The 26,716-nt window shown below is 42.6% G+C and carries 28 protein-coding genes; 22 read left to right on the forward strand and 6 right to left on the reverse strand.

Annotated elements, in window-relative coordinates; translation table 11 throughout:
• The first annotated feature begins 614 nt into the window (after nucleotides 1-614).
• The 4 genes from JZO70_RS16715 (at nucleotide 615) to JZO70_RS16730 (ending at nucleotide 4,525) form a co-directional block, all read left to right on the forward strand.
• Entirely contained in the window at nucleotides 615-1,358 is a 744-nt protein-coding gene (locus JZO70_RS16715; RefSeq protein ID WP_207674815.1) for a recombinase family protein, read from the forward strand.
• Between the two features lie 17 nt (nucleotides 1,359-1,375).
• Nucleotides 1,376-2,143 carry a winged helix-turn-helix domain-containing protein gene (locus JZO70_RS16720; protein WP_347565184.1) on the forward strand — a complete coding sequence of 256 codons (768 nt, stop codon included), beginning with the start codon at nucleotides 1,376-1,378 and terminating at the stop codon, nucleotides 2,141-2,143.
• A 351-nt stretch (nucleotides 2,144-2,494) separates the two neighbouring features.
• Entirely contained in the window at nucleotides 2,495-3,412 is a 918-nt protein-coding gene (locus tag JZO70_RS16725) for a C40 family peptidase (protein ID WP_242703992.1), read from the forward strand.
• Nucleotides 3,413-3,637: 225 nt separating this feature from the next.
• Nucleotides 3,638-4,525 (forward strand): permease-like cell division protein FtsX, encoded by an 888-nt coding sequence (locus tag JZO70_RS16730; protein ID WP_207674816.1) that lies wholly within the window; start codon nucleotides 3,638-3,640, stop codon nucleotides 4,523-4,525.
• Nucleotides 4,526-4,733: 208 nt separating this feature from the next.
• Here the strand turns inward: JZO70_RS16730 and JZO70_RS16735 are convergent, their stop codons facing one another.
• From JZO70_RS16735 to JZO70_RS16760, 6 genes are all read right to left on the reverse strand, one after another.
• Nucleotides 4,734-4,853, reverse strand: coding sequence for a type I toxin-antitoxin system Fst family toxin (locus JZO70_RS16735; protein ID WP_207674929.1), 120 nt, complete (start codon nucleotides 4,851-4,853; stop codon nucleotides 4,734-4,736).
• A 70-nt stretch (nucleotides 4,854-4,923) separates the two neighbouring features.
• A complete protein-coding gene (locus tag JZO70_RS16740; RefSeq protein WP_207674817.1) occupies nucleotides 4,924-5,526 on the reverse strand; it encodes a DUF2922 domain-containing protein in 603 nt (200 codons plus the stop codon).
• 59 nt (nucleotides 5,527-5,585) lie between these two features.
• Complete coding sequence (locus JZO70_RS16745) at nucleotides 5,586-5,969, reverse strand: hypothetical protein (protein ID WP_207674818.1); 384 nt, start codon at nucleotides 5,967-5,969, stop codon at nucleotides 5,586-5,588.
• Nucleotides 5,970-6,164: 195 nt separating this feature from the next.
• Nucleotides 6,165-6,428 (reverse strand): DUF2922 domain-containing protein, encoded by a 264-nt coding sequence (locus JZO70_RS16750; RefSeq protein WP_242703993.1) that lies wholly within the window; start codon nucleotides 6,426-6,428, stop codon nucleotides 6,165-6,167.
• A gap of 2 nt (nucleotides 6,429-6,430) precedes the next feature.
• The gene (locus tag JZO70_RS16755; protein ID WP_207674819.1) at nucleotides 6,431-6,658 is read right to left on the reverse strand and encodes a hypothetical protein; all 228 of its coding nucleotides are present in this window, start codon (nucleotides 6,656-6,658) and stop codon (nucleotides 6,431-6,433) included.
• Nucleotides 6,659-6,992: 334 nt separating this feature from the next.
• Nucleotides 6,993-7,841 carry a hypothetical protein gene (locus tag JZO70_RS16760; RefSeq protein WP_207674820.1) on the reverse strand — a complete coding sequence of 283 codons (849 nt, stop codon included), beginning with the start codon at nucleotides 7,839-7,841 and terminating at the stop codon, nucleotides 6,993-6,995.
• Between the two features lie 835 nt (nucleotides 7,842-8,676).
• On the opposite strand from JZO70_RS16760, the gene JZO70_RS16765 reads away from it, so the two are divergent.
• The 18 genes from JZO70_RS16765 to JZO70_RS16850 all read left to right on the forward strand — a co-directional run bounded on the left by JZO70_RS16765 (nucleotide 8,677) and on the right by JZO70_RS16850 (nucleotide 26,612).
• Entirely contained in the window at nucleotides 8,677-9,783 is a 1,107-nt protein-coding gene (locus tag JZO70_RS16765; protein WP_207674821.1) for a tyrosine-type recombinase/integrase, read from the forward strand.
• Between the two features lie 437 nt (nucleotides 9,784-10,220).
• Nucleotides 10,221-11,096 carry a coiled-coil domain-containing protein gene (locus JZO70_RS16770; RefSeq protein ID WP_207674822.1) on the forward strand — a complete coding sequence of 292 codons (876 nt, stop codon included), beginning with the start codon at nucleotides 10,221-10,223 and terminating at the stop codon, nucleotides 11,094-11,096.
• Nucleotides 11,097-11,165: 69 nt separating this feature from the next.
• Nucleotides 11,166-12,305, forward strand: coding sequence for a hypothetical protein (locus JZO70_RS16775; protein ID WP_242704001.1), 1,140 nt, complete (start codon nucleotides 11,166-11,168; stop codon nucleotides 12,303-12,305).
• Nucleotides 12,306-12,392: 87 nt separating this feature from the next.
• A complete protein-coding gene (gene lepB, locus JZO70_RS16780; RefSeq protein WP_207674824.1) occupies nucleotides 12,393-12,821 on the forward strand; it encodes a signal peptidase I in 429 nt (142 codons plus the stop codon).
• Complete coding sequence (locus JZO70_RS16785) at nucleotides 12,818-13,138, forward strand: hypothetical protein (RefSeq protein ID WP_207674825.1); 321 nt, start codon at nucleotides 12,818-12,820, stop codon at nucleotides 13,136-13,138. The genes lepB and JZO70_RS16785 overlap by 4 nt, the downstream gene beginning before the upstream one ends.
• Nucleotides 13,128-14,255, forward strand: coding sequence for a glucosaminidase domain-containing protein (locus JZO70_RS16790; RefSeq protein ID WP_207674826.1), 1,128 nt, complete (start codon nucleotides 13,128-13,130; stop codon nucleotides 14,253-14,255). Before JZO70_RS16785 ends, JZO70_RS16790 begins: the two co-directional genes overlap by 11 nt.
• A 13-nt stretch (nucleotides 14,256-14,268) precedes the next feature.
• A complete protein-coding gene (locus tag JZO70_RS16795; RefSeq protein ID WP_207674827.1) occupies nucleotides 14,269-15,255 on the forward strand; it encodes a signal peptidase I in 987 nt (328 codons plus the stop codon).
• 68 nt (nucleotides 15,256-15,323) lie between these two features.
• Entirely contained in the window at nucleotides 15,324-16,568 is a 1,245-nt protein-coding gene (locus JZO70_RS16800) for a TasA family protein (protein WP_207674828.1), read from the forward strand.
• A 33-nt stretch (nucleotides 16,569-16,601) separates the two neighbouring features.
• Nucleotides 16,602-17,399, forward strand: coding sequence for an LPXTG cell wall anchor domain-containing protein (locus JZO70_RS16805; RefSeq protein ID WP_242703994.1), 798 nt, complete (start codon nucleotides 16,602-16,604; stop codon nucleotides 17,397-17,399).
• Nucleotides 17,400-17,410: 11 nt separating this feature from the next.
• Complete coding sequence (locus JZO70_RS16810) at nucleotides 17,411-18,262, forward strand: BsaA family SipW-dependent biofilm matrix protein (protein ID WP_207674829.1); 852 nt, start codon at nucleotides 17,411-17,413, stop codon at nucleotides 18,260-18,262.
• Between the two features lie 12 nt (nucleotides 18,263-18,274).
• Nucleotides 18,275-18,919 (forward strand): hypothetical protein, encoded by a 645-nt coding sequence (locus JZO70_RS16815; RefSeq protein ID WP_207674830.1) that lies wholly within the window; start codon nucleotides 18,275-18,277, stop codon nucleotides 18,917-18,919.
• Nucleotides 18,920-19,038: 119 nt separating this feature from the next.
• Complete coding sequence (locus JZO70_RS16820; protein ID WP_207674831.1) at nucleotides 19,039-21,648, forward strand: lectin-like domain-containing protein; 2,610 nt, start codon at nucleotides 19,039-19,041, stop codon at nucleotides 21,646-21,648.
• Nucleotides 21,649-21,871: 223 nt separating this feature from the next.
• Nucleotides 21,872-22,621: a recombinase family protein gene (locus tag JZO70_RS16825; protein WP_207674832.1), complete on the forward strand. Its 750-nt coding sequence runs from the start codon at nucleotides 21,872-21,874 to the stop codon at nucleotides 22,619-22,621.
• Between the two features lie 16 nt (nucleotides 22,622-22,637).
• Nucleotides 22,638-23,390 (forward strand): helix-turn-helix domain-containing protein, encoded by a 753-nt coding sequence (locus tag JZO70_RS16830; RefSeq protein WP_207674833.1) that lies wholly within the window; start codon nucleotides 22,638-22,640, stop codon nucleotides 23,388-23,390.
• An 88-nt stretch (nucleotides 23,391-23,478) separates the two neighbouring features.
• Complete coding sequence (locus JZO70_RS16835; protein WP_242703995.1) at nucleotides 23,479-24,507, forward strand: C40 family peptidase; 1,029 nt, start codon at nucleotides 23,479-23,481, stop codon at nucleotides 24,505-24,507.
• Nucleotides 24,508-24,575: 68 nt separating this feature from the next.
• Nucleotides 24,576-25,025: a hypothetical protein gene (locus JZO70_RS16840; protein WP_207674834.1), complete on the forward strand. Its 450-nt coding sequence runs from the start codon at nucleotides 24,576-24,578 to the stop codon at nucleotides 25,023-25,025.
• A gap of 161 nt (nucleotides 25,026-25,186) precedes the next feature.
• Nucleotides 25,187-26,263, forward strand: coding sequence for a hypothetical protein (locus JZO70_RS16845; RefSeq protein ID WP_207674835.1), 1,077 nt, complete (start codon nucleotides 25,187-25,189; stop codon nucleotides 26,261-26,263).
• Nucleotides 26,264-26,384: 121 nt separating this feature from the next.
• On the forward strand, nucleotides 26,385-26,612 hold the full coding sequence (locus tag JZO70_RS16850) for a type II toxin-antitoxin system RelB/DinJ family antitoxin (protein ID WP_207674836.1): 228 nt from the start codon (nucleotides 26,385-26,387) through the stop codon (nucleotides 26,610-26,612).
• Nucleotides 26,613-26,716 lie beyond the last annotated feature (104 nt).

The following is a 26,716-nucleotide window of genomic DNA, read 5'->3' on the forward strand; positions in this document are numbered from 1 at the left end:
TATCATAATGCCAACTTGTCCATAACCTTAAAAGTAGAGGCGATCAATTGCAGCAAGTTTGCATATCGCCAAGCTTGGTGGCAAGGCAGTACCCCAACTGACGGGCCATTAAAAATAGTTGATGATGCGTTGAATACCAAAACAGAAACCTAAGGATACAGGGGTCATTCCTGTATCCTTTCCTAAATAAAGGAGCAAAACTGATGAGATGAGTGTTCTACCGGTTAGGAAAGTAGAATACTGATTTGATGAGCTTTGATAAAAAGGAGGGAATCACAACCAATTAAGGAAGTACATACGTGTTAATGGAAGCAGACATCCGTGAAGTGACTGCCTCTAGGAAGTATTCAATTCACCAACCAGCTGTAATGATGAAGGCAACAAAATCAAATCGCAATAGACGAAAGGGGTAAATAATCGGTGGTATACATTTTATTACTAGTGTTAGGGCTTGCCTTGCTGGTTCAAAGCTACTTAATCATTACCATACTTAAAAACCAGCGAGAATTACAAGGTAAGGTAAGACACCTGTTTCGTCTAGTACAAACGCCGCGGGTTAAGTCTAAAGTTGCCCCAGCCAAACGAAAAGTACCAACAGAAGGGGGAAGGTCACGATGAATCTAGGCTATGCACGTGGATTTCGATTCACTCAGCAACTGGACCTGCTGGAAGATTATCCAGTAGATGAACTTTTTTCCGACGGCCACGAGGAATCGGAGGCTTTATCTTCCCCAACCAGTGAATTCCAAGCGCTATTGAACTTTGCTCAACCAGGTGATCATCTGGTTATCTCCTCTTGGGAAGTAGTGTCTCGCGACTATCGTCAGCTGCTGAGCTGCTTAGACCGCTTAGAGGCACTGGAGATGACTCTCGATGTCATCAATATGCCGCAGCTGTCGATCGAGGAGTGGCGCCAGCTTTTTCGCTGGTCGCAGCACAATGATCGCCTGCTGCATCCTATTTTACTAAAGTCAGGCAAAGAAAGAGACCGCAACAAGGATGCATACACGCTATTCAGCAAAGAACCAGAAGCGCGGAAATTGTACCGCGAAATTATTTGGCTGCTGGTGGAAAAACGATCCATCCGCCAAGTCTCGCAACAAAAACGTGTACCGCTGGAGACAGCCTATCGAATCCAGCAAGAGCTGAAACAAATTCAATTAGCCGTTGTTTTAGTCGTTTGCTTCCTGCTGGCTATCTTCAGTATCAAGCTGGCAGAATCGTATTTCGATCAACTGTGGGTACAAGTGGTCATTTGTGTAGTCGTGACATTGATTATTTTGTGGAATGTTTTAATTGATACGGAGGAAAATGAAATAAAACCGCCAATCAAAGAAAAGAAGATACCGAAAACATAAAGAGAAGAGGAACCCTCATGATGCAGCATGCACTAGTTTTAACTAAAAATACATTATCAGAAGAAGAAATTATAAAAAAATTGCAGCAGCTAAACTTTGAAACATTATGTTCGGCTGACTTACTAGATATTCTTCAACAAACGGGAACAGCATCCGTCCTATCTTATTTCCAATGGGTCATTTTAAGTGAAAGCTTATGTGACGAGGAGGTAGAGCAATTATTGTTCCAACTTTACGGCCATACGCTGGTGATTTTACGCTTAACAGAAAGCTATCCTAGTGAAGAAGAAGAAGCACGCTGGCAGAACTTAGGACTGACCGACTGGCTGCTGAAGACCTCTGACTTTAGCTCAATGCGGGAAAAAATTAATGTCTTACAAAAACAACTGCCAAAAGGAATGCCTGCTGAAAGACAAATTTTAAACTTCCCAATCAGCAACAACGCCGATACCAGCAATGAGCAAGAAGCGCTAATGAAGTGCTTATCCAAAACGGAGAAGAAGGTCTTTGAAAACCTAGTAGAGGCCTACCCAAGAACCGATATTCTTTCCCGTAAAGAATTGTGCGAATCGCTGTGGCGCAGCGGTGAAACAGCATCAAACATGAGTCAGCTTTCTTGTTTGATAAACAAATTAAAACGCAAATTTGAACAGCAAGGAATTACCGGTGAAACCATTACTACGCTGTGGGGCCGAGGATATAAACTAAGTGATGAATTTTATGAATACTGGATGCAGTGTACCCAACAGGCAGAAAGAATAGCTTACTATTCCGCAACGAATTAAATGCTGTAAAAGCCGCTCAATCATATTGCGTGATTGAGCTTTTCTGCTAAAAACAATGAATTAGGATGCCAGTCCAACTCTTCACAGTCAGGCAACCAACAGAAATTCACCTAAAATGATTCTCTGTAAACGAAGAGGAATGTGTAGTTGGATGGTATACGTGGTGAAAATCAAACTAATTTTTCTGCTAAGAAAAATTAATACATCTAAAATGAACTAGGGGGAGTTTTTATCAAAAAATTTTGTATCGCTGTCCTCCTGCTGGGGTTAGGCAGTCTCTTAGGCTCCCAAAGTGTTTATGCTGATCCAAAAGAAGACACCCAGGCCAGCATTGATCAGCTGCAGGAACGATTGCACCAGTTAAATGACGAGATTTCAGTGACTGTAGTCCAGCAAGAGGAACAGGAGCAGGCAATTCAAGACCTGAATCAAAGCATGACGACACAAGAACAGAAAGTGGCTGACATGACCGAAAAGTTAGCACAGTTGGAAAAAGAAATTCAAGCTCGAGTGCGGGCGATTCAACTAAAGGATGCCGATCAAAAGGCCAGCTTATTTCAATTGGACGGCTGGTCCAAGACTTTAAGTGCATTAAAGGGCGTTGAGTCTGTTCGTAAAACAGACGATGCCAGAGCTAAAGAATACACCGAATTGGTTGAGAAAATTACGAAGCAGCAAAAGCTGCTGGAAAAGAAACAACAAGACTACCAAGCTGCTCAACAGCTCTTGCAAGCAACCATCGAAAAACAAACCAACAGCAAAGAACAGCTGGAGCAAGAATTAAAAGACAACGAAGAATTACTGGCTCAGATTCAAGAAGAAGAACGTCAACAGGAATTAGCCTTGAAAGCAGAACAAGAAGTCCTATGGCAACAGGTAATTCTAGGCCAAAGCCTTTCAACTAATGAAGAAGTCGGCGATAAGGCACAAGCCATCATCCTATCAGCTAAGCAATATATAGGCGTTCCCTATGTGTGGGGTGGAACGTCTCCGAACGGCTTCGACTGCAGCGGACTGATGCAATGGGTATTTGCCCAAAACGGCGTATCCTTACCGCGCGTCAGCCAAGCACAGCAGGCTGCCGTCAAGGAAATTCCCATCAGCGAAGTTCAGCCTGGAGATTTGGTCTTCTGGGGCAGACCTGCTCATCATGTCGCCTTGTATATCGGCGATGGCTATTTCATTCAAGCACCACAGCCAGGAGACGTAGTCAAAATCACCCACAGCAGCTACTATCCATTTGAAAGTGCTGGACGGGTGTTGTACTAAAAGTGAAAAGTATCAGAAATTGTGTTGGCAGGTAGTATCCGTCAACACTTTTTTTGTAAGGATTAAGCAGCAGAATAATTCCTTCCTTGAAGATACATATTTCTAAAAATCGACTGTATACAGATCACTCATTTTGCTTTAAACTATATTTATAACTGGAAACAAGGATTATCAAGTAAATAAAATCAAAATATAATGCAAGCTTGTTATAAAGGAGGGCACCCAATGATCGGTTATCAAATAAAGAAAGTCTGGAAGGAAAGCTGGCAGAATATCACTCGCCACCGATTTCTTTCGATTGTCAGCTGGCTGATTGCCGCGGTCTCGCTGCTTTTCTTCAGCTTCCTGGTGATTCTTTTGCTGAATGTGTCCCACTTTTCTCAGCAGGCGAAAGATAGTATTCAGATCCAAGTCTTTGTGGACTCGGCTGCTGATGCTGAGCGTATCCAAAGCATGGAGCAGGAAATTTATGCCTTAGGGAATATCGATTCTGTCACGCTGGTCTCGAAGGATGAAGGCATGGCCCAACTAGTCGAACAATACGGCAGCTCCTTTGAAATGCTGGAGGGTGACACCAATCCTTTATACGACCGACTAGATGTCAAAGTTGAGGATAACTCCCAGATTCAGGCTACGATTCGCCATATTCGTCAGCTGCCGGATGTCTTTCAGGCTAGTTATGGCGATGAAGCAGCAGATACCTTGCTAAGCGGTTTAAGAAGAGTTCAATGGACCGGCTTTGCGATGCTGGCCTTCGCACTGTTAGTCACCGGATTGATCTTGTTTGCGACTTTGTCCATGAGTATCAAAGCGCGTCAGGAAGAAATCAAAACCCGGATTTTGCTGGGAGCCACTAGAGGCTATATTTACCGGCCGTTTTTCTTACAAAGTGTGCTATTGACCGGCCTTGGCGGATTAGTCGCCGGCGCCATTATGCTAGGTGGTTACCACCGACTGTTGACACGTTGGGTAACGATTCCGCTAGGCTATCAGTGGTTGGAATTTTCGACCTTGCTACCATTAGTCATCGGAGCCAACATCCTGCTAGCGATCATCATCGGCGGCATGAGCGCCAGCTTAGCCATCCGCAGCAGTATTAAATATGCAAATTAGATATGTAGTGAGCCGAGCAGAAAATCCTGCTCGGTTTATTTTTTGTCCCGAGTGTAGCATGCTAGGTCTTCCTCAGTTTTTTTGATGTCCTTTATTCGTGCTCGTGAACTCATCAATAAGCAAGTTTCTAACTCTCGCTAATTTTATTCAATTTTCAAAGATCAAATCGACCACCTGTGAAGTGCCCAAGCTCCACAGGTGTCGTACGTCATGGATCATGATCGTCCAACCAGTGCTTAAATAAAGATAGCACCAGCCCAACAATTATCGGTGCAAATATATACTGCACAATGGGATGCACATCATCACCCCCTTTCAGGAGGATCATGATCCAGACCAATTAAGATGTAAAACCTACGCTAATGATCGATCAAACTAGCGTGCAGCTTGTGGGCGGCTTAGTCGGGATTTTTCTTCTGTTTTTCCTTCGCTTTCCTTCGATTCCTGCGCCGCCGCATCTCCATAATCAGGTTATAAGAATGCGAATCGGTTTCAGGTTGTGTTCCAGGTGTTCTTTCCTCCAATACTTTATTTGTTTCAGGTCCTGCTTTTACTCCTTCTTTTGGCTTATCAAGAGAGACTTGGGGTACTGCTGGTAATTCTTTATAGGTGCTTTGTGATTTCAACTCTTCGAGTTTTTGCTTTTTATCTGCTTCATCAACTTCTTCCACCGTTTTTTCTTCTATAGTTACTTCCGGTACGTCCATCACAGGTGCAGCTGGTGCGTAACCTAACATTGGCTGAGCAAAAACCATCGGCTGGTTTGCTTCACCGAAAAATTCTTCACCAACAAAAACAGGTGTCTCGATGGTTTCAACATACTTGGCACTAACCACTTCTTGGAACAGACCAACGCCATCTTTTTCAAAGATGTCTAAGGTGGTTAGTAATTCTAGCGACTGTTTGATCTCAGCTGGACTTAGATCGGTATTGGGATCTTTGATACTCAGCTTGTGTTTCTTTCCCAAGCTGTTTAGGAAATCAGTGACTAGTTTAATCATTTCAATTTCTCCTTTCATCATTTTTTAGCGTAGGGGACAGGGCAGTAATATCGTCAAAATCAGGTGGCAGCTACTTCAATTGGCAATAACTTGGCAAGTGGCGACAGAATGACAGACTTGGCTTTCTCAATGAAATTCCGAACAGGGAAGACTCTCAAATTTATTCTCTTCCACTCCGACGTCTCGAAGTAATCCTGGAAAAAGTAGATAAATTTCTTCATGGTTTTGGTGACTTTGGTTCGGGTGAATAAGTATTTGACTAGATCTTTTAACACCAAAGCAAATTCCTCCGCACCCAACTGATAGCGCACGCGTAACGCTAGCAATAGTTGGATCGTCGTAGCATTGTCTTGGGTCTCCTCGTAAAAATCCATCATGCGCTGCTCGATGGTGCTTAATGATAAGTTGAAAATTTGGTTGGGTGTGAAGGGTTGCTCTGACATCTTATATCTCTCCTCTAATTAATTTTTTGTTGCTATATTGGTATTTCGACTTTAAAAAAATTTTGACTAAATAAACTGCGAAAAGCAGAACTGGCATCCTCTAATGGATAGAAGGCGATCCCCAACTCCCGCCGTTGTGCGCACAAACTAGTAACAACGGGAGTCGGCTGGATATCCTATCTATACATTTAACTTCTAGCGACGTTTATAGGCAGCTAAGGCTTCTTGTTCTACATCAAAGACTGGTGTTTCAATCGTTTCCACAAATTTGGCACTAACTAATGTCTCATAAGAACGGACGCCATCTTTTTGGAACAGATTAAGTCCGACAAAATCAGTTAACAAGGTTTTGATTTGAGAGGGTGTTTTGGTAATATCTACATCTTTAAAGCTTAAAGTCTGGCTTTTGCCCATCGCATTTCTAAAGTTCACGACTAATTTCTTCATGCTGGTCATCATACTTATTCAGCCCCCTCATTAAGATCTTTGGTTACACGAGATTGCACGGTCATGATGACACTGTCAAAGCTGCTTCCTGCTTTGGAAAGCTCTGCCATAATTTCACCTAGTCGAACGACCTCTGCTTCAGGTGGGTTATCAATCACATTTTGGAAATTCACTTTCTTCTGTTTGTCTTCGCCTTCTTGTTCGATCAATACTTGTAATTTCGTTCCTAGTTTCTGAATCATTGTTATTTTCCTCCGCTTTCTGTTTTTGGGTTTTAGTTTTTGTATTTCCTGTTTTTATTTTCGGGTACCGGCCGGTGATTAAAAGATAAAGCATATTTTGCAAAAAGGCAAAGTCCGCTAACTTAAAACCGTACCGCCTAACTTCAACTTTTGTTTTTTGAGGAATGCTTTAATACCAATGAAAATTAGCATTTTGACATTTTTAAACCATGAAGTTAGTAGGGACGAAAAAAAGTTAGCGAAATTTGGGAGTAAAAGGCAAAAAAAGGCACCTGTCTGTTTTCGAATCGCATTCGAAAACGGACAGGTGCCGATATTTTTCGTGGGTTATTTGTTATTCAAAAAACTTTTTAAGCGAGTCTGTGTCGAATCTGTTGTCACGCCCTCTTCTGATTAGATTGGTGATTTCACGAGCCATCTGCTGGAATTCGTACTGTTTCTTAAAGTCATTGACAGGCACAGTAAATGTGTGGAGTTTTTTGCTTCTGCTCAGTAAACGCAGATAGGGCGTATTGGGCATATTCAAATAATCCAAGGGTCTTTCGCCCAGAATGTCGGTGTACAAATAATCTCTGCGAATCGTTGCTAAAGCAAGCAGCGCATAAGAAGCTCGGGCATTTAAGGTGTGTCGACTGACTAAGGTTTCCACAAGGGTACCGTCCGTCATGATCAGGCGGTTAAGCCCATCGGTTTCTTTGAAGTCATGAATCTTAAGCGGGTTGATCCAAAGGGCATGATGAATAGAAGAGAATACTGGAAATAGACAGGATGTCCTGTTTGCCATCGGTAAAAGCTTGGCACCAGCGAAATTAAAATGTCGAATTGCGCGGCTCCACAACACGTAGTCAAAGGCCTCGAAGACCTGCTCATAACTACGCAAGGTCGCAAAGGTTCGTTGCGGAGAGTAGAAGTATTCGTTGTCAGAAATGATCAGGCAATCCTCACGATCTGGAATTGGGATCACCAGAGAAGGTAAAGTGCTTTTCGTTGGCATATATGGAGATGCGTCATCCAGTGTTTCTTGCCATGCCTGAGTAAATGTTGTGCTATCAAGTGATAGAACGTTTTCATTTTTGTTTTTAGGTGTGTTCGCGCAATTGACTTTACCTTTGCTCTCGCTTACACCTTTATTTTCTTTTTTGTTTACTTTGTTTTTGGTTTTTGTTTCATACTCAATATCCATAGAACATCCTCCTAACACTTTTTCTGCTAGAACTACAAGGATTGCAGTCATTGTGGCATTATTCTGACAATTTGTGGACCAAAAAGGTTTTACCAACAACCCCCAGATATTGTTATACCCTTTTATATAAACCAACCGCTTTAACAAGCATTTCCCAGTCTCTAGAAAACTGGCTGTCACCACCAATAGGTCGATCACTTTTACGGCCGTAAAGATGATCCATGACAAGCATTGATTAAAGCAAAAGCTCTCGTACAGAATTTACCCGATATGAACGAATCTTACCAGACTAGCTAATGAAATTATTCCAACGTAGTAGTTAGACTAATTTCACCCCAATTTTACCTCAGGCAGGCTGATTTTGGTAGTAGGCCTCTTCTAGGGCAGGGAGGATGAAGGGAAATAATAAATTGATGGCGCTATCAAAAATTTTAACTGTAGTGCAAAGATTTCGTATATAATAATATTATAGAAAAATGATCATCGAGTAAGTTTTTAGTGAAATTGAGATCAAAAAAAGAAGAAAAATGAAAAATATTAGAACTTATCAATCATTAAAGTGTGTTCTGAAGACAAAAAAATTCTTGGTCTAGGTTAGACCAAGTTGTAGAGGCGATCGTGAGAGTGTAGTTGTAATATTCTAAGCGTCTTCGCTAGTATTATTATAGATTACGATAAAAAAATACGCAATATATTTTAAAAAAATAATTAAAATGAATGTTTTTGGTGATTCTGCTATAAAGAAATAGTTGCTGAGGTCTAGGAAAAGCTTCTATAGACGGCTTTCCCATAGACCGTCAAGATTACCGTCAAATAATAGAAAGGTTGTGAAGATATGCGACGTGGTGAAAACATCTATTATCGCAAGGACAAAAGATGGGAAGGGAGGTATGTAGTAGGAAAAAAGAAAAATGGAAAAACGAAGTACAAGTCAGTTTACGGAAAAACTTTACAAGAAGTAAGAGAAAAGTTGTATCCTCTAAAGGTTAAATACCAGATTATTTTGCATATTCAAGGGGAGGCAACGATTTCGTTTTACGAATGGGGGCATCAATGGCTGGAAGAGGTACGACCGGGAGTGAAGCAATCCACTTACGCGAACTACAAATACAAATTAGTTGAGTATGTTTTATCGGAAATTGGGGAGTATAGATTGAATGAATTGGATAAACAGGTGGGAGAAAAACTGCTGGAAAGCTTGAAACGACGGGGATTTGCCCCTTCTATGATTCAAGCTGTCTTTCGTATCACGAAGCAATGTATCAACTTGGCTATAGAGAAAGAGCTGATCAAAGAAAATCCGTTCGCCTTGATCAAGCTGCCTAAAGTAGTAAAAAAACAGAATCAAGCGTTGACCAAACAGGAACAAAAGAACCTCGAAACCGCTGCATTTGAGGAAAAAAATGGACGCGGAATTCCCGTATTACTGGCCTTACACGCAGGTTTGCGGATCGGTGAAATTGCCGCTCTAACGTGGGATGATCTGGATTTTGAAAACAATACGATCCATGTAAGCGCCACCTATCAACGGGTATTCAGCGTGTTGGATGCGCATAAAACAGAATTAATTTTCACTGATTCCAAGACTGCGACCTCCGTTCGCTCCGTTCCGATGAGTCAAACGTTAAAGAAGTTATTGGTGCAACAAAAGCAAGACTCTGTGAGTGAATATGTCGTATCTAGCAAGAATAAGCCGATGGAACCGCGTCTTTTAACGTATCATTTCCATCGAATCCGCAAGGATGCGGGTCTGCCAGAGGTCCATTTCCATCAATTGCGTCATACCTTTGCGACGCGTTGCCTGGAAAGTAGAGGGGATATCATGAGTGTGAGTGCCATGATGGGACACAGCTCGACTCAGATGACTCTGGACACATATGCAGGTTCTAATATGGAACAATGCATCCTGGTAGTCGCACAAATGGAAGAAACAATCGCATAAACCGTTTTCAAAAATTGCTAATTTGCATTTTTGGGATGGTTTTTTTTGTTTTTTTAATATGAAATCGATTTCACAAGCTGGAATGAATCTTTCGAGGTCCATTCATCAATTTATGATGTTTTAATATTGTTCTGTTCATTTTTTTCGCAAGGCATAGTAATTATCGTTCGAAAAATCTTAAAGAAAAATTAACTATTTTCTTCATAGACCGTCAGTTCTGGTCAAGTCAAAAGTTCATTTCGTTGATTTTACGGTATTTATAGCCCTTTTTTTGGTCTGTCTTTGTCTAACCTAGACCAAGACAGAAATTGCTATACCGTCAAAGAAAAAGTATAGCACTCAAGGTGAGTGTGAGTCATTAAAAGAGTATTTGTTAACAAAGGACATAAAAGGAAAAAGGAATTAGGAATTAGGAATGTATTGGAGGATGAGCCTACATGTTTGGATTTGGCAAACAGAAAAAAGACACGTATCAAGAACAACCACAAGAAGATTATTTCTACGACGAGTACGATGCCGAAGGATACGACGAGGAGTACGGCTACGAAGCCTATCCGGAGGATGGCTATGATCGACCAGCTGAACCGCGTGGCGACTATGACCGTGGGGAACGGCGAACACGTACCCGCAATGATTCTGAATTTGATGAAGGCACAGCTCCAAGAGAAGACCCTCGGGGATCGACCGAATCACCATTACAACAAGAAGTCGATCGTTTAGAAGAAACAGTGGCTCAGCTGAAGCATCAGCTGGAAGTGAAGCAAACAGAAATGACCAGCATGGCGACCACTCTTACAGATAAAGATCAACAGGTTCAGGATATCAAAGCGGAACAAGAGAAACAGATTCAGACGTTGAAAGCTGGCAATGAGAAACAGCTTCAAGAGCTTCAAGCAGAGAAAGACAAACAAATCCAACTATTAATGGAACAACTGGATCAAAGTGCTAAGCAGCTGAACCAGAATGAAGAGACGCAATCTGAAGCATTGGCAGCGGCTCAAAAAGAAATCGCTGAGCTGAAAAGAGCGCAAGCAGCCAGTGAAGCCATGAAGGATGAATTGGCCAATATCTTGGTTGAATCTAAGAAACAAGAAAAACAAATCTTGGAACGGGCAGAATATGAAGCCAACGGCATTCGCAACCAAGCCCAATTGGACGCGGATCAAATGTTGCATGATTCAGCCTTGGAATTACGGGTAATGAAGCAAGAAATTAAGAACTACCGCAAACGTCTGCGGGTGGTTCAAGAAGAAACGGCACAATTCTTCGTCAAACTATTAGCCAACAGCGATACTTTGCTAGATGAAGAGTAACAGAGGGGATGAAGCGCAGTGAAAGCATTCAATAGTCAAGTTGCACTGTACCCCACCCCCGCACCGAAGATGGCTGACGAACTAACTAAGAACGACTTATTGGCTGCTATTGAACAATCCTGTGAATACTTGTATGCCCCACAAGGGAGCTTGAATGATGGACAACGGGAGAAGATTCGCAGCCACTTTCAACAATTATTTCAGTGGATGGACGGCAGTTATCACTTGGAGCTTCGCTTGGAAGAGGGAACGTTTGATTGGCAAGGCTTTTGGAAAGCTATTCATCAGTTCTTTCCGCAGTTTGCTTGGTTAAAAGCTCAAACAGAGGCACCAAGGTATGGACGTCAGACTTATCGATTCGACTTTGTCCCATTGGTTTCTCGCAAATCCGGCTTTCCTTTTGCGGTTCATTTAGAAGACAGCTTAGCTCAACAGTTTTCTCAGACAACTGCCGAAGGGTTAAAACATGCGGAGCAACTGTTTCAAGAGCTAGCGCAACAGAACTTTTCTGTGGGTAAGAAAGTAGAGAAACCCATTCCACCAGTTACACCGGTGAAGAAGAAAAAGGTCGAACAGCCTATTCCACCCGTGAAGAAGGCAGAAGAAAAGGCTCAATCCGCAGTCAACTCAGTGGATTTGGTAAAAAAAGAAGACGTCAAACAGGATAGCCAAAGCAAGGCTCGATTAAGAGCAGTCAATCAGAAATTAGAAATGGTGATTGAGAAATTAGAACTCTCCATGCTTTACAGCGGCATCCAATACTTCAACCAAGAGCACAAGGAAGAAAGCGATTGGGATAAGCAGATTAAGATCAGCCTTCGGGAATATACCTATTTATTGCAGAAGGCTAGATTCCTTGAACAGATGTGGAACTTGAATGGTGAACTCGTTAATAAGACCGAAAAAATGACCGTCACTGGTAACAAGCTTGTCTACGAACGAGATCAAGTCAAACAAATCAAAGACAATCTTTCGACACGCGATATTCATTTTGTTTTATACGAGTGCCAAGTAATTGAATCACGAGCTAAGGTTCATGCTCGTCCATGGTTTAGAAAACCCTATGTGAAGTTAATGAAGATGGACTACGACAACCTTCTAGGCAAGGCTGCCTATTTTGACTTGCTTCAAGGAGAAAGTTCGATCTTAGAAAAAATAGTACGAGAACAAAAAGATCCACCAGCGAAAAACGCTGAGGAGGTTGGCTGAGGTCGAAGGGTCAAACCTTTTTATCAATGGCCGCTTCTATCAAAAGCCGCGCTCGCGTTTGTCGCTTCCTACATTTTATTTTTAGGTTTGTTCCGCGGTTATTACTGGCTCTATCCCAAATACTATGTCAGTGGGGAATCGATGAATCCGACTTTTTGGGAAGAAGAAGTCATTCAAGTAAAAGCTCATCGTGAACCGGAACGCTTTGATGTGGTGGTGTTACATCCGCCCAGTGATCCGGAAGATATCTATTTGAAAAGAGTGGTGGGATTACCAGGAGAAGAGATTGAGTATTTCAACGGGAAGTTATATGTGAATGGCGAGTATGTACCTGATGAGTTTGCCAGCCAAACGGATAACTTTGTTTGGGCGCTCAGGTACAACCAACCGATTCCGGAAGATTACTATTTCGTCTTAGGAGATAACCGCATGATTTCAAAGGACAGCCGAACCTTCGGCTTAGTTCCAGAAAAACAAATTTTAGGCATCGTCACAGAGGGGAACAGTAAGAAATGAAGACATTACAAGAAAAAATTGAATGGTACACCTTTTGGTATTGGGTTTACTGGCTCTTCTCTTTGGTTGTTCTGCTAGGTGTGTTGATATTAGGAATCTTTTTCTACTTCACCGATTTTCAGGAAGTCGTGACGGTCAGTCAATTGTTTCTATTACTACTACTAATGCTTTTGGCACTGTATATGCGCATCACGGCTCTACATTACCATTCGGTGTTGATGAAGTTAAAACAGGTTGCTTCCCGACCGCCGCGACGTCCGAGAAACCGCCAACCGGCGCGACCACCGCAGGAAAGGCGGAAGCCAGATGAAGAGTAAAGTACTGTTGCTACTCAGCTGTTTCTTATTATCAGGCTGTCAAGCACAGGTGAAGCAAGCGGTTCTAGCGGAAACAAAGGAAACGCATGCGTCCCGACAGGAATTGCTTCCGCAAGAAACCAGCAGCCCTTCAACTGCGACAAGCACACCAGATAGTCAGCCAGTAGAAAACAGTGTTGTGGAGGAATCTTCTTCTATTAAAGAAGAACCAGTCGCTAGTACTGATAATGGGGAATCCAGCGTTATCACTGAACCAACGGAATCAACGGTTGGAAATGTTCCATCCAGTGAGTCTACAGAAGCAACATCGGACTTGAAGTCAGATACAAAGCCGACAACAGAACCTACGGCAAAAGCAGTCCAACAAGTGATTTCGTCACCTGTTACGGCAAAAAAAGTTGAAGAGAACTATCAATTCTCGATGGTAAAGAACCAAACCACGGAGGAATTTATTCAAACAATCGGCAAGGATGCCCAACAGATCGCCTGGGATGAAGGCCTCTACGCATCCGTCATGATTGCTCAAGCAATCTTGGAAACAGGATCTGGCAATAGCCAACTCGCACGACCCCCGCATCATAATTTGTTTGGTATTAAAGGGAGTTATCAAGGGAAACAAGTGAATTTCAATACACAAGAAGATAAAGGGAATGGCGAACTGTACACAATTAATTCAGGCTTTCGTCAATACCCTAGTTACAAAGAATCATTAGAAGACTACGCAGCACTTTTAAAGAACGGACTTTCCGGCAATCCGGGATTTTATCAAGCAACGTGGAAAGAATCAGCTGCGACTTATCAGGATGCAACCAAGGCTCTGACTGGAAAATACGCAACCGACACTTCTTATGATAAGAAGTTGAATGCGTTGATCGAGACCTATGAGTTAACGAGTTACGATCAAGAACCGAATAAAGAAATAGAACCGGAGCTATCGGCTGAAACAGCCGGATCAGCGGAAAGTCAAAAAGAAATAGATTCACCGAATACAGAATCCAGTGAGTCTGGTGAACAAAAACAGATAATCACCACTAGAACAAAATATCCAGTGATGCGGGCGATACCAATCGCCCAACGACCGGCTAACCAAGTATCCGGCAATCGAATTGCGGAATGAAAGAGGGGGAAGGATGACTAGACCAAGCGAAGATCGCAGACGAGCGTATCGAGAACCACCGCCTCGTTATCGACCATCAGAAGATCCGGAATTCAGGCGCTCTCCTTCCAATCAGCGGCCGACGAGACGCTACCGCGAGGAACGTGAAGAGGATGATTATTACTACGAGCAGCAGGAGCGGCGACCGCCAAGACAAGAATACCCAAGGCAAGAATATCCAAGATCGTATGACGAACCGCGAAGAAGGCCGCAACCTGTTGAACGAGGGTATTACGATGCACCGCCTCAACAGCGACGGCCGGTAAGAAATCCAGCTGGGCGACCGCCTTATGAGTCTAGAGGGCGAGAACGGCCGCCGTCGCGACCACGTCCTGTTAATACGAGTAACAGTAACCCAATGCAACAAGCCAAAAAGACAACGAATCGGAAAATCTTTTCGTTCTTCTATAATCTGATCTTTTACACGATCACGATTGGCATATTGATGACGGCAATTATGTTTGCCTTCAGCTCCAATAATAATGCGTCGATCTTAGGCTATCGCTTTTACAACGTATTGACGTCTTCAATGAAACCATCAGAAGACAGTCCGCCAGGCGGATTCGACGCTGGGGCTATTACCATTGTCAAGATGATTGATGGCAGTGACGCCGAAGTAGGGGACATTGTTACCTACGTAGTCGGCGACGATGGCAATTACCTGACTCACCGACTAGTTGAACGCATCGGTGAAATGGAAGGAAAAGAAGGCAATTACGTAATTACCAAAGGAGATGCCAACCGATCCAATGACCCGCCCATCAATGAGGAGCGGATCATGGGGAAAGTACTGTTTGCCATTCCGAAACTAGGAATTGCGATTGAGTTTATCCGAGCACAGTTTTGGCCGTGTCTCGTATGTATGCTCTCCATTTTCGGTTTCTTCATTGTCCTGAAGGCTTACTTATTCAGTGACGAAGACGTCAAGAAAACGAATATGAAACAAGTGCAACATTTTTAATCTGGGGTAGGACCATATTTTTAATATGTGACTATAAATAAATTTTTACAAAAATAGGAGGAAAAGAAATGAAAACAAACAAAGGTAAGAAGAAAAAACTGTTGGCACTATCGGCAGTCTTGGCAATGATTGCTGCATTATCCGGAACATTTGCCTGGTTCACCGAACAAGACCAACGAATTAACAGGATTACTTCTGCGAGTGCCGTAACAGATGGCACGGTATACGTGGATGAAGTATTTGATCCAAAACCTATCAGCCCTGGTGGAGAAGTAACGAAAGAAGTAAAAGTAACTAATGACGGTAACTTCCCAGTTTTTGTTCGGTTATCTTATGAAGAAGTATTTACGTATTTGACAAGTAAAGGTGTCGTAACCAAAGATACCACTCCTTTTACTACACCTGCAACACCAGCTATTACTAATGATATTCCTATTAATTTTAATGGGAACAAGTATAAGACAGATGCTTCTTATACAGATGTTACTAGTAAAACAACCCTTGCCGGTGGTGGAGCGTTACCAGCAAATGTAAAAGTATATGTTAGTGGTTCAATCACTCATAACGTTACAAACAATGAAACTGTTCGTAGTTTTGATCCTCAAGTGTTTAACGAGTATGAACCTGGAAAATTCCAAAAGATGGACAAAAAAATAGTTGTTACTAGTGCACCTGTAGTTGGTGATCCAGTAGCAAACTGGACATTTGAAGCATCTGATTTAGCTTACCACACTTACAAAGGTGGACATTCTTATCAAGCAGCTAGCTGGGCAAAATCTGCATTACCAAGTCAACTTGGTGGAGCTACGGATTATGCAGTCTTAGGTGGAGAAGGACAACAGCATGGTGTTGACTTCAATTACACAACTGGCGTAATTGGTACATTACCAGCTGCAGCACCTGGAACTGGTAATGAAATCCCTACTGTAGCAACTCCTCAAGGGGATGTAAAGGCAGATAAAGCTGCTGTAAGCAAAAATGCAATTCAAATCAAATATGGTACAGATATTGTAGCAGCAACTGGTTTAACAGGAGATGCTGCTAAGGATAAATGGGTGTACAACGAATCTGATGGCTGGTTCTACTATACTAGTCCAGTTAAGTCGAAGACTTCTACTAAAGACCTATTGAAATCGTTGAAATTCGCGAACGATATGGGCGTAGAATATGATCTTTCTACTTTCGACTTGATCGTAAAACTAGAAGTTGTTGAAGCACAAAAAGATGCAATGAAAGAAGCTTGGAAAATGGATGTTGACAATGGTACAAGCAAAACAATTGCAGACTACATTCTAGCACAACCATTACAATAATTAGCGCAATAGACAGAAGGAAGGGAATGCTAAATGAAAACAAGCAATTGGCCCCTGCGATCTGTTGTCATAGTTTGTACCTTAATTATAAGCGTATTATTTCTCCAAACAACAGAACCGCTGGAAGCCTTCGCTGCGTCATCCCTTCCCTCTGGCGTAGTCATCGGCGATGACAGCGGTCTGTATGCAACCTCTGAAGGGGAATATTTTATTGATATCCCCGAGGCGGTTGCAGGAGAAAGCTATGAAAAGGAAATTACTATTCGCTGTTTAGATGTAGAAGAACCTTTTGAGTTAGGGTTGCTCGTGAATAAAGTAACCTCTAAAGGAAGCATTGATTTTAATGAATATATGACCATGACCTTAACCTTAGATGGTGAGCAATTGTATAAAGGCCCGATTTTAGGGGATGGCACGACGGATTGGTCGTTGGAACCTCTGGTTCTAGGAGTCTGCGAATACGGAACGGATCATATGTTGGATGTTCACATTGAAATGGCCAAAGGTCTGTCAGTAACTCAATTCAAGGAAGCCAGCGAACTGCTGTTTCAATGGACGTTTGTGGCGACTAAGAATCAACCGGAACCGACGAAACCAACAGAGGAACCCACTGTTCCGTCAGAAGAACCAATTCCAACGACTCCGTCGAAGGAATTGCCGAGTACGGCTCCAGCACCCAAATCACCGGTTGCCGCATTAATTGATCGGTTGCTGCCAAAGACAGGGGAAGATGTCGAAAACGCCTTACTGAAGATGGTGGCAGGGATTTGGCTGGTGATTATCGCAATTGTTCTATGGAAGCGTCGTAAAGACCGTGAAGAAGAAAGCTGAGGAGGGGAACGATGAATAAGGGAAAAAAATTACTCTATGTCTTTTACCGAAGTAAGATTTCTTTTGCCTTGCTTAGCCTTCTTCTCAGTTTACTCTTGGTGATCGGCAGTACGTATGCCTGGTACACCGACAGCGATGAACGAATCAATCGTATGGTCGGTGCGGAGGACAAATTAGCTGCAGAGATCAAGGAAGACTTCAATCAAGTGTCTGGCTGGGCACCAGGAACGACCCGGGAGAAAAAAGTACGGGTGACGAATACTGGTAAAACACCGGCAATTGTACGCCTTTCTTTCACTGAAGCCTTTGTCGGGTTTGAAGTGGATAAAACGGATAATCACCGGGACAATGCTGCACTGGTTAATGGAAATGGAAATTTGAAGCTTCATGAGTTCGATGAACAAACTGAGAAGTTAATCGATGTAAAAGATCTGAGCACTTGGCAGATCGGCAATGTGTATTCCACTGGTGACAACACGCACTATATCGCCAACGCGAGGGAACCTGAGCAATCTTATGAGTATAACGGCAATCGAGCGATTCTGCTGGAGGCCTTTAAACTCAACTTCAAGACGGCGAAGGTGTTTGATAAACCTGCCGATACGACAGGTCAAACGGATTATTGGTATTACGAAGATGGGTACTTTTACTACTCAGAAATCTTAGAACCCAATGAATCCACGATTGATCTGTTGGAAAGCGTCACTCTGACACCTAAATATGCGAATCAGTATGAGGGTGCGCTGTATAAGCTTGTACCGCAGATGGATGCGCATGATATTACGAAGGTGTTAATCCACGATTGGTCGATTGAAACGACTAGTCATGTTTATACCATGTACCAAGACAAACTCGTCAAGTAAAGGAGGAGAATCATGAAACAGCGGAAAAAAAGGTTTCATCGCCCGTTTTATTTAGCTGTCAGTCTTGTGTGTCTCCTTCTATTAGTTGGCGGCGGTTATCTTGTCTATGCGGCAATGACTGACTCGGATCGGAAGGAAAATGACTTTCAGGTCGGACAGGTAGAGACCAAGATTTTTGAAGAAAACTTTGATGAAGAAATGACTGAAACAGCGAAGGATACGCCGGTTTCGAAAGAAGTTAGGATTGAAAATGTCGGTACGATCAAGCAATTTGTCCGCGTAATGGTTTTACCAGAAGTACGCAAACCTATTGTTGGTGATACTCAGAATGAGCAAGTGCTGCCTATGAAAATAGGTACAGATGTTGAACTAGCAGAAATGAGTACAGCTGATTGGATCGATGGTGGGGATGGGTATTACTACTATAAACACCAACTAGATCCGAAAGCTAAAACCAGCTATTTGTTCAAAACGGTTAAATTACCAGCTCAGACGAGTGATCGTTACGACCAAACGACATTTACGATCACCTTGAAAGTGGAGACCGTCAACTGTGCGGAGTTTGCCTACCGGGATGCCTGGTGGCAAGGAAGTAAACCAAGCACGTCACCATTGCAAGAGGTTGATACTGCGTTGGAAAGTAAGACAGACAAATAGAAATGAGGGATACAGCACTTCGCTGTATCCCATATTATAAAAAAAGCAACACTCATGAGGTGAGTGTTTTACAGGTAAAGCATTGATTTGATAAGTGTTGAAGAGAAGGGGTAGAAAAGATGGAAAAGGGTATGAAGCAGCGAAAAAAGAAAATCCTAAAACGAAGTCTCATTGTTTCGATACTGACACTTCTCGTGGCGGGAGTTGGTTATTATTCATTTCAATCAGAAGAGAAACCGACAGAAAAGATTGAGGCTGCTAAGAAGGAGACGACTGTGGAGACCCATGGAGACTTTGAGCTAACAGTAAAAAATAGTTGGGATAACACGGATAAAAAAAGCTATGCACAATTGAAGTGGGACGGTGTACCGGAATCAGCCCAGTCAGAATATACTCTCTACCAATCTGTGGAGGGGAAAAAATGGGGGAATCCTTCATCGGCTACAGAAAATGTTACTTCTGATTATTCAGTTAAGGATGTGAAGGCACCAGACAAACCAACAGTAGAAGCAAGTGATGGAAAGCTGAATAAGTTGGATGTTCGTATAAATGCTAAGGACAACGGAACAAACTATGGATGGTATGTAGAAGCAAATACTGACACGGGTTCGCTGGCATCGCAAACGATTGAAGAAGAAATTATTAGTAATACTGCGGGGTACTTCTATAGAATCGTCTCAGATCCGAATAGTACCAATTTTAAAGAGGAAATTGAGAATAAAAAGGATGAACATGGACAAATTCCGGAAGGCCTGCTTGATGAAAAAGTAGCACCAGATTACAGCTCTGTTGTGTATTCCACAGACGCCAAAATTTCAATCGACAAAGAAGCTGATGCCGAGAAGCATCTGCAGGTGATTGCTGTAGATCGGATGAGCAATGTTAGTGAGGTGGAAACTGTTGCAGTAGCTGACCTTCTGCCGCCAGTGGAATTTGAAGTCGAACGAACTGCAGACGAAGCCAAGCTAGTGGAAATAAACTTACAACCAGAAATGGATCAAGGGATGGAAGTTATATTCATAAGAACACCCAAGAATTTGGCGCTAAATCCCATTACTTTACCTACGAGTTGGGAACAATATCAAATAATTAATGGAGCTACTCACAATTCTATTGTCTATACGATGGGGAATAATAATTCGTCGGCTAGCATTCAACAATTTCTAGAATCACTCAGGTTCACTATTGGAAATCCTGTAAATCAATCTGGTGAAATTGAAGTTTTATTTTACAAAACGTTAAGAAACACAGTGGAAGTTATCAAAGACAATTATTTGGAATATTTTTCTTTGATAACTGAATCAGGTATGGGGGTAAATGACTCGCATTATGATCCAGCAACTGGAATTTTTACGTATACGCAGAATCTAATGTGGAGACAGGGAGGTTTCTATTTAAAAAATAGAATTTCGTTTGAAGATGATTTTAGATTAGAAGGGCGAGCTAATTTAGGTGATAAAGTTGGGATTCCTGGGCCTAATGGAGGAGCTGACGGTATAGGGTTTTTGTTACACCCAGGAAGCGCCAGTGCTTTAGGTCAAGCCGGAGGATCTTTAGGTGTAGGAGGAATACCAAATGGTTTTGGATTTGTTTTAGATTCTTATTATAATCAAGAGCTAACTACGTATTATTATCCAGATCCCGCAGTCTTTATTAATAAAACCCATGGAGGATTTGTAAAAAATGAAGGAGCCTATGGGGCAAAAAATACGTATATGGGTCCTGATGCACCAGCAAAACAGATACCTGACCCGCAAAATAATATGTTTAGAGATTTTGTAATAGAGTACAAGCATGCTACCCACACCCTATCTGCTAAGTATGATAACGATGATAATTTGGCATGGGAAAAAGATATTTCTGGCTGGTTACTTGCTGGTGTAGACTCGTACGCCTTCTCTTCTCAAGGATCAACAGGGACTTATTTTAATCTGCAACAATTTCAACTGGAAAAGTTTAAGTTCTCAGAGGTTGTAGAGTATACAGAAGAAAGCAAAGGAGATATCTCGTTTTCGGCTGCTATTCCTCAAAAAGTGTCTTTAAAAGCTTACGACGATAAGGGAACTCCATTACCAGAGGGAGATATTTTTGAAGATCAGGAACTGCGGATTGGAAAAGCTGTCACTCAGCCAAAGGAGATAGAATTCTATAGCTTTATTGAGGCGAGAGAAATGAACGATGTACCAAGAGATAAGTACTATAACGTCTCAAACACTTATCAAGAAGGGAAACTAATTTATTCGTTCAGAAGAGCCGATTTGCATGTGAGGCAAGTGATTCAGGGTCCGAATGATGAGTTGGTGGTTCCAAAAGAAGGCTATCTGACGATCCAAAATCAATTGCATAATGATGGTTCACCTGTGTTAGATACCAATTACCAAATCAATACCACCGTTTCTTCTGGTAAAGAAGTCGACAATCCAGGTTTCACAAGGGTTGTTCTTTCGACTAGCCACCTAATGAATGATAACGATGAGGTGCTGTTGTCGGCCATTATCCCAGAGTTCTACAAGTACAATGGCTACAGAATATCGGATACTTTAGCTTCTCATGGTATTGCTCCGGTACTAACAGATGCCAAGATCTCGCTTTCTCGCTTAGGAATTTACAATCAAGGTGAACGCTGGATCACGATCTATTTGGAACCAAACGGGACCAACGATGGCAAGCCGCAGCCCTACAGCTGGGACTATAAGAAAAATGACTTAGGGAAAATTAAGACTAAGTAACAGGAAGGAAGAAGCAATCGGTGGTTTATCTTTTATTACTCGTGCTGGGACTGGTTCTGCTGGTTCAAAGCTACCTGCTGGTTCATCTGCTTCATGCCCAACAGAAGCTGGAACAGCGCGTCGCGCACTTATACCGCAGAAAAAGACCCAAACCCGGCGCGAGAAAAGCACCACCAACACCCATAACTAAGGGGAAAAACTATGAAGAAAGAGGCCGAAGACGATGAATCTAGGGTACGCACGCGGGTATCAATTTACGCAACAATTAGATTTATTGGATGATTATCCAGTGGATGAGCTGTTCTCTGACGGTCATGAAGAAGCCGAGGCCTTATTTTCACCCATGAGCGAGTTTCAAGCGCTGCTGGATTTTTCCAAAGAGGGGGATGTTGTTGTGATCGCCTCTTTGGAGGTTCTTTCGCGGGACTATCGCCAGCTGCTGGCTTGCTTGGATCAATTGGAAGAACGGAAGCTGACGTTGGAGGTATTAAGCCTGCCTCAGATGACGCTGGAGGAATGGCGCCAGATTCTGCTTTGGTCGTTGAGAAACGATCGGCTGCTGCACCCGTTTTTAGTCCGCTCCGGCAAGGAGCGGGACCGTAGTAAGGACGCTTATTCCTTGTTTAGTAAAGAACCGGAAGCGCGGAAGCTCTATCGGGAAGTGATCTGGCTCTTGATGGAAAAACGAACCATTCGTCAGGTGTCCAAGCAAAAACGAATTCCTTTGGAAACTGTTTATCGCATCCAACAGGAACTAAAACAAATTCAGCTGGCGATTGTGCTGGTGGTTTGTTTCTTGTTGGCGATTTTTAGTATTAAGCTGGCGCAATCGTACTTTGATCAGTTGTGGATTCAAGTGACCATTTGTATTGTCGTGACGTTGATTATTTTATGGAATGTGCTGGTAGACAGTGAAGACCCTGAGATCCAAGGCAAACCGACAGTCAAAGAGAAGAAACAGCCAAAAACCTAAAGAAAAGGTGATGAACATGCAACACGCGTTGATTTTGACCAAGAATATGTTAACAGAAGAAGAACTCGTCAAAAAATTGCAGCGAATGAATTATGAAACCTTGTGTTCTACGGATGTATTGAGTCGCTTGAAAAATCCCGCTACTGGCGCTTTCCTTGCCTATTTTCAATGGGTATTGTTCAGTGAGAGCTTGTGTAATCAAGAGGTGGAAGAAATCCTTGAACATTTGAAGGGGTACCCATTGATTGCCGTACGAGTGACGGAATCATACCCAAATGAAGAAGATCAGGTGCATTGGCGGGAATTAGGTTTGGCGGATTGGTTGGTAAGAAGTGCCGGCTTTGAAGACATGCGTGAGCGATTAAGTGTGCTGCGTAACCAGCACCAACAAGACAAGCAGATTCTTTCGTTCCCGATGGAGAACTTAACCCCGGTACCAACCAATTTGGAAAACTTATTTAAAAGCTTCTCCAAGACCGAAAAGAAAGTCTTTGAATATCTAGTGAAAGCATATTCGGAACAAGGAGTCTCCTCTCGAAAAGAATTATGCGACCACTTATGGCGTGAGGGGGATACACCGTCGAATATGAGCCAGCTGTCTTGCTTAATTAATAAGCTGAAACGCAAATGTGAGCTGCACGGCGTGACCGGGGAAATCGTCACGACTATGTGGGGCCGCGGCTATAAATTGAGTGACGATTTCTATCAACAGTGGGTGCAGGATGCTCAGAATTCTAATGCTCAAATCTATTACACGGCAACGAATTAAATGAAGAAGCATCGCTCAATCAATAGACCGATTGGGCGATTTTACCGATAAGGGGGTAACCACCATCAAAAAAGGATACATAGTACTAATGATTGCACTAACTTTCTTCTGTTTCTCGTTGGAGACTCATGCCGATCCGAAGGATGAAACCCAGCAGACAATTGTTCAGCTGCAAGATCGATTGAGTCAATTGAACGATGATATTTCAACGTCGGTTGTCCAACAAGAAGAACAAGAACAACAGATAAAAACCTTAGATCAAGAAATTATTGAGCAGGAAAAGAAAGTGGCTGATATGACCGGAAAACTAACCCAGTTAGAACAGGAAATCCAAGAGCGAGTAAAAGCGATTCAATTAACGGATGCCAACCAAAAAGCAGCCTTCTTCAAAGTCGATGGCTGGTCGAAGATGTTGAGCTCGATTAAGGGGATCGAGAAAGTCCAGAAAGCCGATGCGGATCGGGCGAAGGAATATACGGAGTTAGTGGAAGCTATTACTAAACAACAGAAGGCCCTAGAGAAGAAAAAGCAGGAATATCAGGCAGCGCAGGATTTATTGAAGACGACGATTGAGAAGCAGACAGCTAGTAAGGTCGAGCTGGAGAAAGAGTTGGCTGAAAATCAAGAGTTATTGGTACTGATTCAAGAAGAGGAACGACAACAGGAATTGGCTTTGAAGGCTCAACAAGAAGTCGTGCTGCAACGAGTGGTTTCAGGCCAAAACTTCACTACCGATTTCGCCACCGATGAGGAAGTGAGTCAGAAGGCGCAAGAGATTATTTTGTCGGCTAAACAGTATTTGGGAGTCCCCTATGTATGGGGTGGAACCACTCCAGCTGGCTTTGATTGTAGTGGGTTGATGCAGTGGGTCTTTGCCCAGAATGGCATTGGGATTCCAAGGGTGAGTCAGGCACAACAGGCATCTGTTAAAGAGATTCCTATTAGTGAAGTGCAGCCGGGAGATTTAGTGTTTTGGGGAAGACCGGCACATCATGTGGCTTTGTATATTGGGGATGGGTACTTTATTCAGGCACCGCAGCCTGGTGATGTGGTGAAGATTACCCATAATAGCTGGTATCCGTTTGAAAGTGCAGGGCGGGTGTTAGTTAACGAGTAATTGGGTCTTTGTTTTGTCGGGTTGAGATTGTCTTGAAAGATTTTATTACTAGATTGGAGGAGTTTAATATGGAAAAACACTTTAAAAATAAGATGAAGTATCCAAGTATAATGTTGTTGTATGTACCTGCCAGTTTGGTTTTGGCTTTAATTTTCGGGTTGCTGGTTGCATCGATTTTATTTGGTATGTTGGATGTTCTTTCTACATCTCTTATGGGTAGCCTAGTGGCGGTCGTGATTGTGTTTCTTTTGTTGCTCTCACGCATCCCAGCATCTCCAGACTATGTCATAACGGACAAAGAAGTACGAATAGTCAAAAGAGGAATGGTCGTAAAGACCTACCCTTATTCAAGGTATCAGATGACGCCTCATGTGTATACGCTGTGGTATGCTTTCATACCAATAACAGCTCGGACCATCCTAATGAAGGAAGGGGATGGAAAGCCGAAAAGAGTGGGCATAAATATTCGCAAGCAGGAGTTTGCGGAATTTGTGGAAATAATGGAGAAGTTTAGCTAGGATTCTGTCAATATACCCAATTGGAGCGCAAGGAGCTATTATTCTATTCAACAAGCATTGATTCCGCTTTATAACAAGGTATACTGAAAGTATGTAAAGAAGGGACGTTTTCCGTATTCTAGTGGATGGAAAACGCGATGCTATATTTGGAGGAGATGAAAATGAAAAGGCTTAAATTAGTTGTTTTGCTGGGGACTGTTTTACTTTTAGGGGCTTGCAGCAAGAGTCCGAAAGAAGAATTTATTACGGTTTATGATTCGCTGAGCACTGAAGAATATAATGCCGGGGAATTTGAACTGTCGATTGACGATTTCAAAATGAATCAAACCACTGGGGCGGCTTGGGCCAACATGTTAGGCGAGAATTTGAAAAACATGTCCCTTACAGGGGAGTTTCAATACAATGAGAAGGATGAAAGCTTCAGCTTGGATGCGGATGTGGAAGCCTTCGGGAGTACGATCCCCTTTGAAATGGTCGGAAAAGAAAATGAAGGATACATTTCTACCTCCTTTGTCGATGGCATGTTGACCTTCATGGACAGCTTTGGTGTTGATGCGGAAGCAGACCCGGCACAGGTAGCTGAACTAAAAGGCAAATATCTTTCAATTGACGCGGAAGAAGTGGAAGCTGAAGCGGGTGAGCGTTCTGAGGACGTACCTGATCCTGAGGAAGTAAGAGGGAAAATGAAAGCTGTACTGAATAAAGCCAACGATAAAAGCTTTAAAAGTGAAGACGACACCGTTTCTCACACCTTCACCAGTAAGGAAATGGTCAAAATAGCTCGGGACGCTGATTTAGGTGAAGAAACAGAAAAAAATCTAGGCGACATGACCATGACGATGAAGATTAACAAGAAAACGAAGAAAACCGATTGTACCATTAAAATGAAGGATGCCGATTATCAGATGACGATGAAGGCAGTGGTCACGCCAAGTAAGAAAAAGGGCGCTATTTCCATGCCGAAGGAAAAAGATATTGTTCCGGCTGAAGAACTGGAGAATCTTTTTGTACCGCAGGAATTAAGCGGTCCAGTGGGCGAGTCTGCTTGGGAAGATGAAGAAATCGAACCGATCACGGATGAGGAATTCGAGGTGATGTATACGCAGCTTGAGGCAAACTTGGGCGCATTTAGTGAAGATACACGCCGAGGGATACTAGATTCTTACTCGCCGTATCTGAATGACGAACAGATTGCTCGAATGGAGGCCTTGCTGTTTCCGGTAGAGCCTGCGGTGTAGGGGAATATATCTATAAATGCATGAATAGGTCTTTTGAGAAGTAAAGAACCAGCGCCCCGTCGTACATTCTATATACTGATGAGGCGTTTGTTCTTATACATAAGCTAAGGGGGACGAGAATATGGGGGAAATCAATATAGGGATCGACGACCAGTTAAAAGAAGAAGCAAACAAAGTGTTTGATGACTTAGGCATAGATATGACGACAGCGATCACCTTTTTTCTCAAACAGACGGTCAAAGAACAAAGACTGCCTGTTCAACCTGACTTTGAACCAGTCGCGAATATTTTGGCTAGACAAGAAGCGTTATCTGGAAAAGGTCGTACCTTTGACTCGGTTGAAGAGTAGTTGGGAGAATTGACTAAAAATATGCCCGTAGAAATGCTGGATACTCAAGAAAAGCTAGAGGCGTGGCTAGACGAAGAGGAATGAGATAGTAATTAAGGATAAAA

The sequence above is a fragment of the Candidatus Enterococcus moelleringii genome, from assembly GCF_017377575.1.
GTDB lineage: Bacteria > Bacillota > Bacilli > Lactobacillales > Enterococcaceae > Enterococcus_A > Enterococcus_A moelleringii.

Excerpts from the sequence above, each read along its gene's own strand:
- JZO70_RS16820 (WP_207674831.1), top strand. The coding sequence starts at position 19,039 with ATGGAAAAGGGTATGAAGCAGCGAAAAAAGAAAATCCTAAAACGAAGT.
- JZO70_RS16770 (WP_207674822.1), top strand. The coding sequence starts at position 10,221 with ATGTTTGGATTTGGCAAACAGAAAAAAGACACGTATCAAGAACAACCA.
- JZO70_RS16800 (WP_207674828.1), top strand. The coding sequence starts at position 15,324 with ATGAAAACAAACAAAGGTAAGAAGAAAAAACTGTTGGCACTATCGGCA.
- JZO70_RS16805 (WP_242703994.1), top strand. The coding sequence starts at position 16,602 with ATGAAAACAAGCAATTGGCCCCTGCGATCTGTTGTCATAGTTTGTACC.
- JZO70_RS16750 (WP_242703993.1), bottom strand. The coding sequence starts at position 6,428 with ATGATGACCAGCATGAAGAAATTAGTCGTGAACTTTAGAAATGCGATG.
- JZO70_RS16755 (WP_207674819.1), bottom strand. The coding sequence starts at position 6,658 with ATGATTCAGAAACTAGGAACGAAATTACAAGTATTGATCGAACAAGAA.
- JZO70_RS16720 (WP_347565184.1), top strand. The coding sequence starts at position 1,376 with ATGATGCAGCATGCACTAGTTTTAACTAAAAATACATTATCAGAAGAA.
- JZO70_RS16815 (WP_207674830.1), top strand. The coding sequence starts at position 18,275 with ATGAAACAGCGGAAAAAAAGGTTTCATCGCCCGTTTTATTTAGCTGTC.
- JZO70_RS16835 (WP_242703995.1), top strand. The coding sequence starts at position 23,479 with ATGATTGCACTAACTTTCTTCTGTTTCTCGTTGGAGACTCATGCCGAT.
- JZO70_RS16740 (WP_207674817.1), bottom strand. The coding sequence starts at position 5,526 with ATGATTAAACTAGTCACTGATTTCCTAAACAGCTTGGGAAAGAAACAC.
- JZO70_RS16830 (WP_207674833.1), top strand. The coding sequence starts at position 22,638 with ATGCAACACGCGTTGATTTTGACCAAGAATATGTTAACAGAAGAAGAA.
- JZO70_RS16790 (WP_207674826.1), top strand. The coding sequence starts at position 13,128 with ATGAAGAGTAAAGTACTGTTGCTACTCAGCTGTTTCTTATTATCAGGC.
- JZO70_RS16840 (WP_207674834.1), top strand. The coding sequence starts at position 24,576 with ATGGAAAAACACTTTAAAAATAAGATGAAGTATCCAAGTATAATGTTG.
- JZO70_RS16760 (WP_207674820.1), bottom strand. The coding sequence starts at position 7,841 with ATGGATATTGAGTATGAAACAAAAACCAAAAACAAAGTAAACAAAAAA.
- JZO70_RS16735 (WP_207674929.1), bottom strand. The coding sequence starts at position 4,853 with ATGATCCTCCTGAAAGGGGGTGATGATGTGCATCCCATTGTGCAGTAT.
- JZO70_RS16785 (WP_207674825.1), top strand. The coding sequence starts at position 12,818 with ATGAAGACATTACAAGAAAAAATTGAATGGTACACCTTTTGGTATTGG.
- JZO70_RS16810 (WP_207674829.1), top strand. The coding sequence starts at position 17,411 with ATGAATAAGGGAAAAAAATTACTCTATGTCTTTTACCGAAGTAAGATT.
- JZO70_RS16730 (WP_207674816.1), top strand. The coding sequence starts at position 3,638 with ATGATCGGTTATCAAATAAAGAAAGTCTGGAAGGAAAGCTGGCAGAAT.
- JZO70_RS16825 (WP_207674832.1), top strand. The coding sequence starts at position 21,872 with ATGAATCTAGGGTACGCACGCGGGTATCAATTTACGCAACAATTAGAT.
- JZO70_RS16715 (WP_207674815.1), top strand. The coding sequence starts at position 615 with ATGAATCTAGGCTATGCACGTGGATTTCGATTCACTCAGCAACTGGAC.
- JZO70_RS16765 (WP_207674821.1), top strand. The coding sequence starts at position 8,677 with ATGCGACGTGGTGAAAACATCTATTATCGCAAGGACAAAAGATGGGAA.
- JZO70_RS16745 (WP_207674818.1), bottom strand. The coding sequence starts at position 5,969 with ATGTCAGAGCAACCCTTCACACCCAACCAAATTTTCAACTTATCATTA.
- JZO70_RS16795 (WP_207674827.1), top strand. The coding sequence starts at position 14,269 with ATGACTAGACCAAGCGAAGATCGCAGACGAGCGTATCGAGAACCACCG.
- JZO70_RS16845 (WP_207674835.1), top strand. The coding sequence starts at position 25,187 with ATGAAAAGGCTTAAATTAGTTGTTTTGCTGGGGACTGTTTTACTTTTA.
- JZO70_RS16775 (WP_242704001.1), top strand. The coding sequence starts at position 11,166 with ATGGCTGACGAACTAACTAAGAACGACTTATTGGCTGCTATTGAACAA.
- JZO70_RS16850 (WP_207674836.1), top strand. The coding sequence starts at position 26,385 with ATGGGGGAAATCAATATAGGGATCGACGACCAGTTAAAAGAAGAAGCA.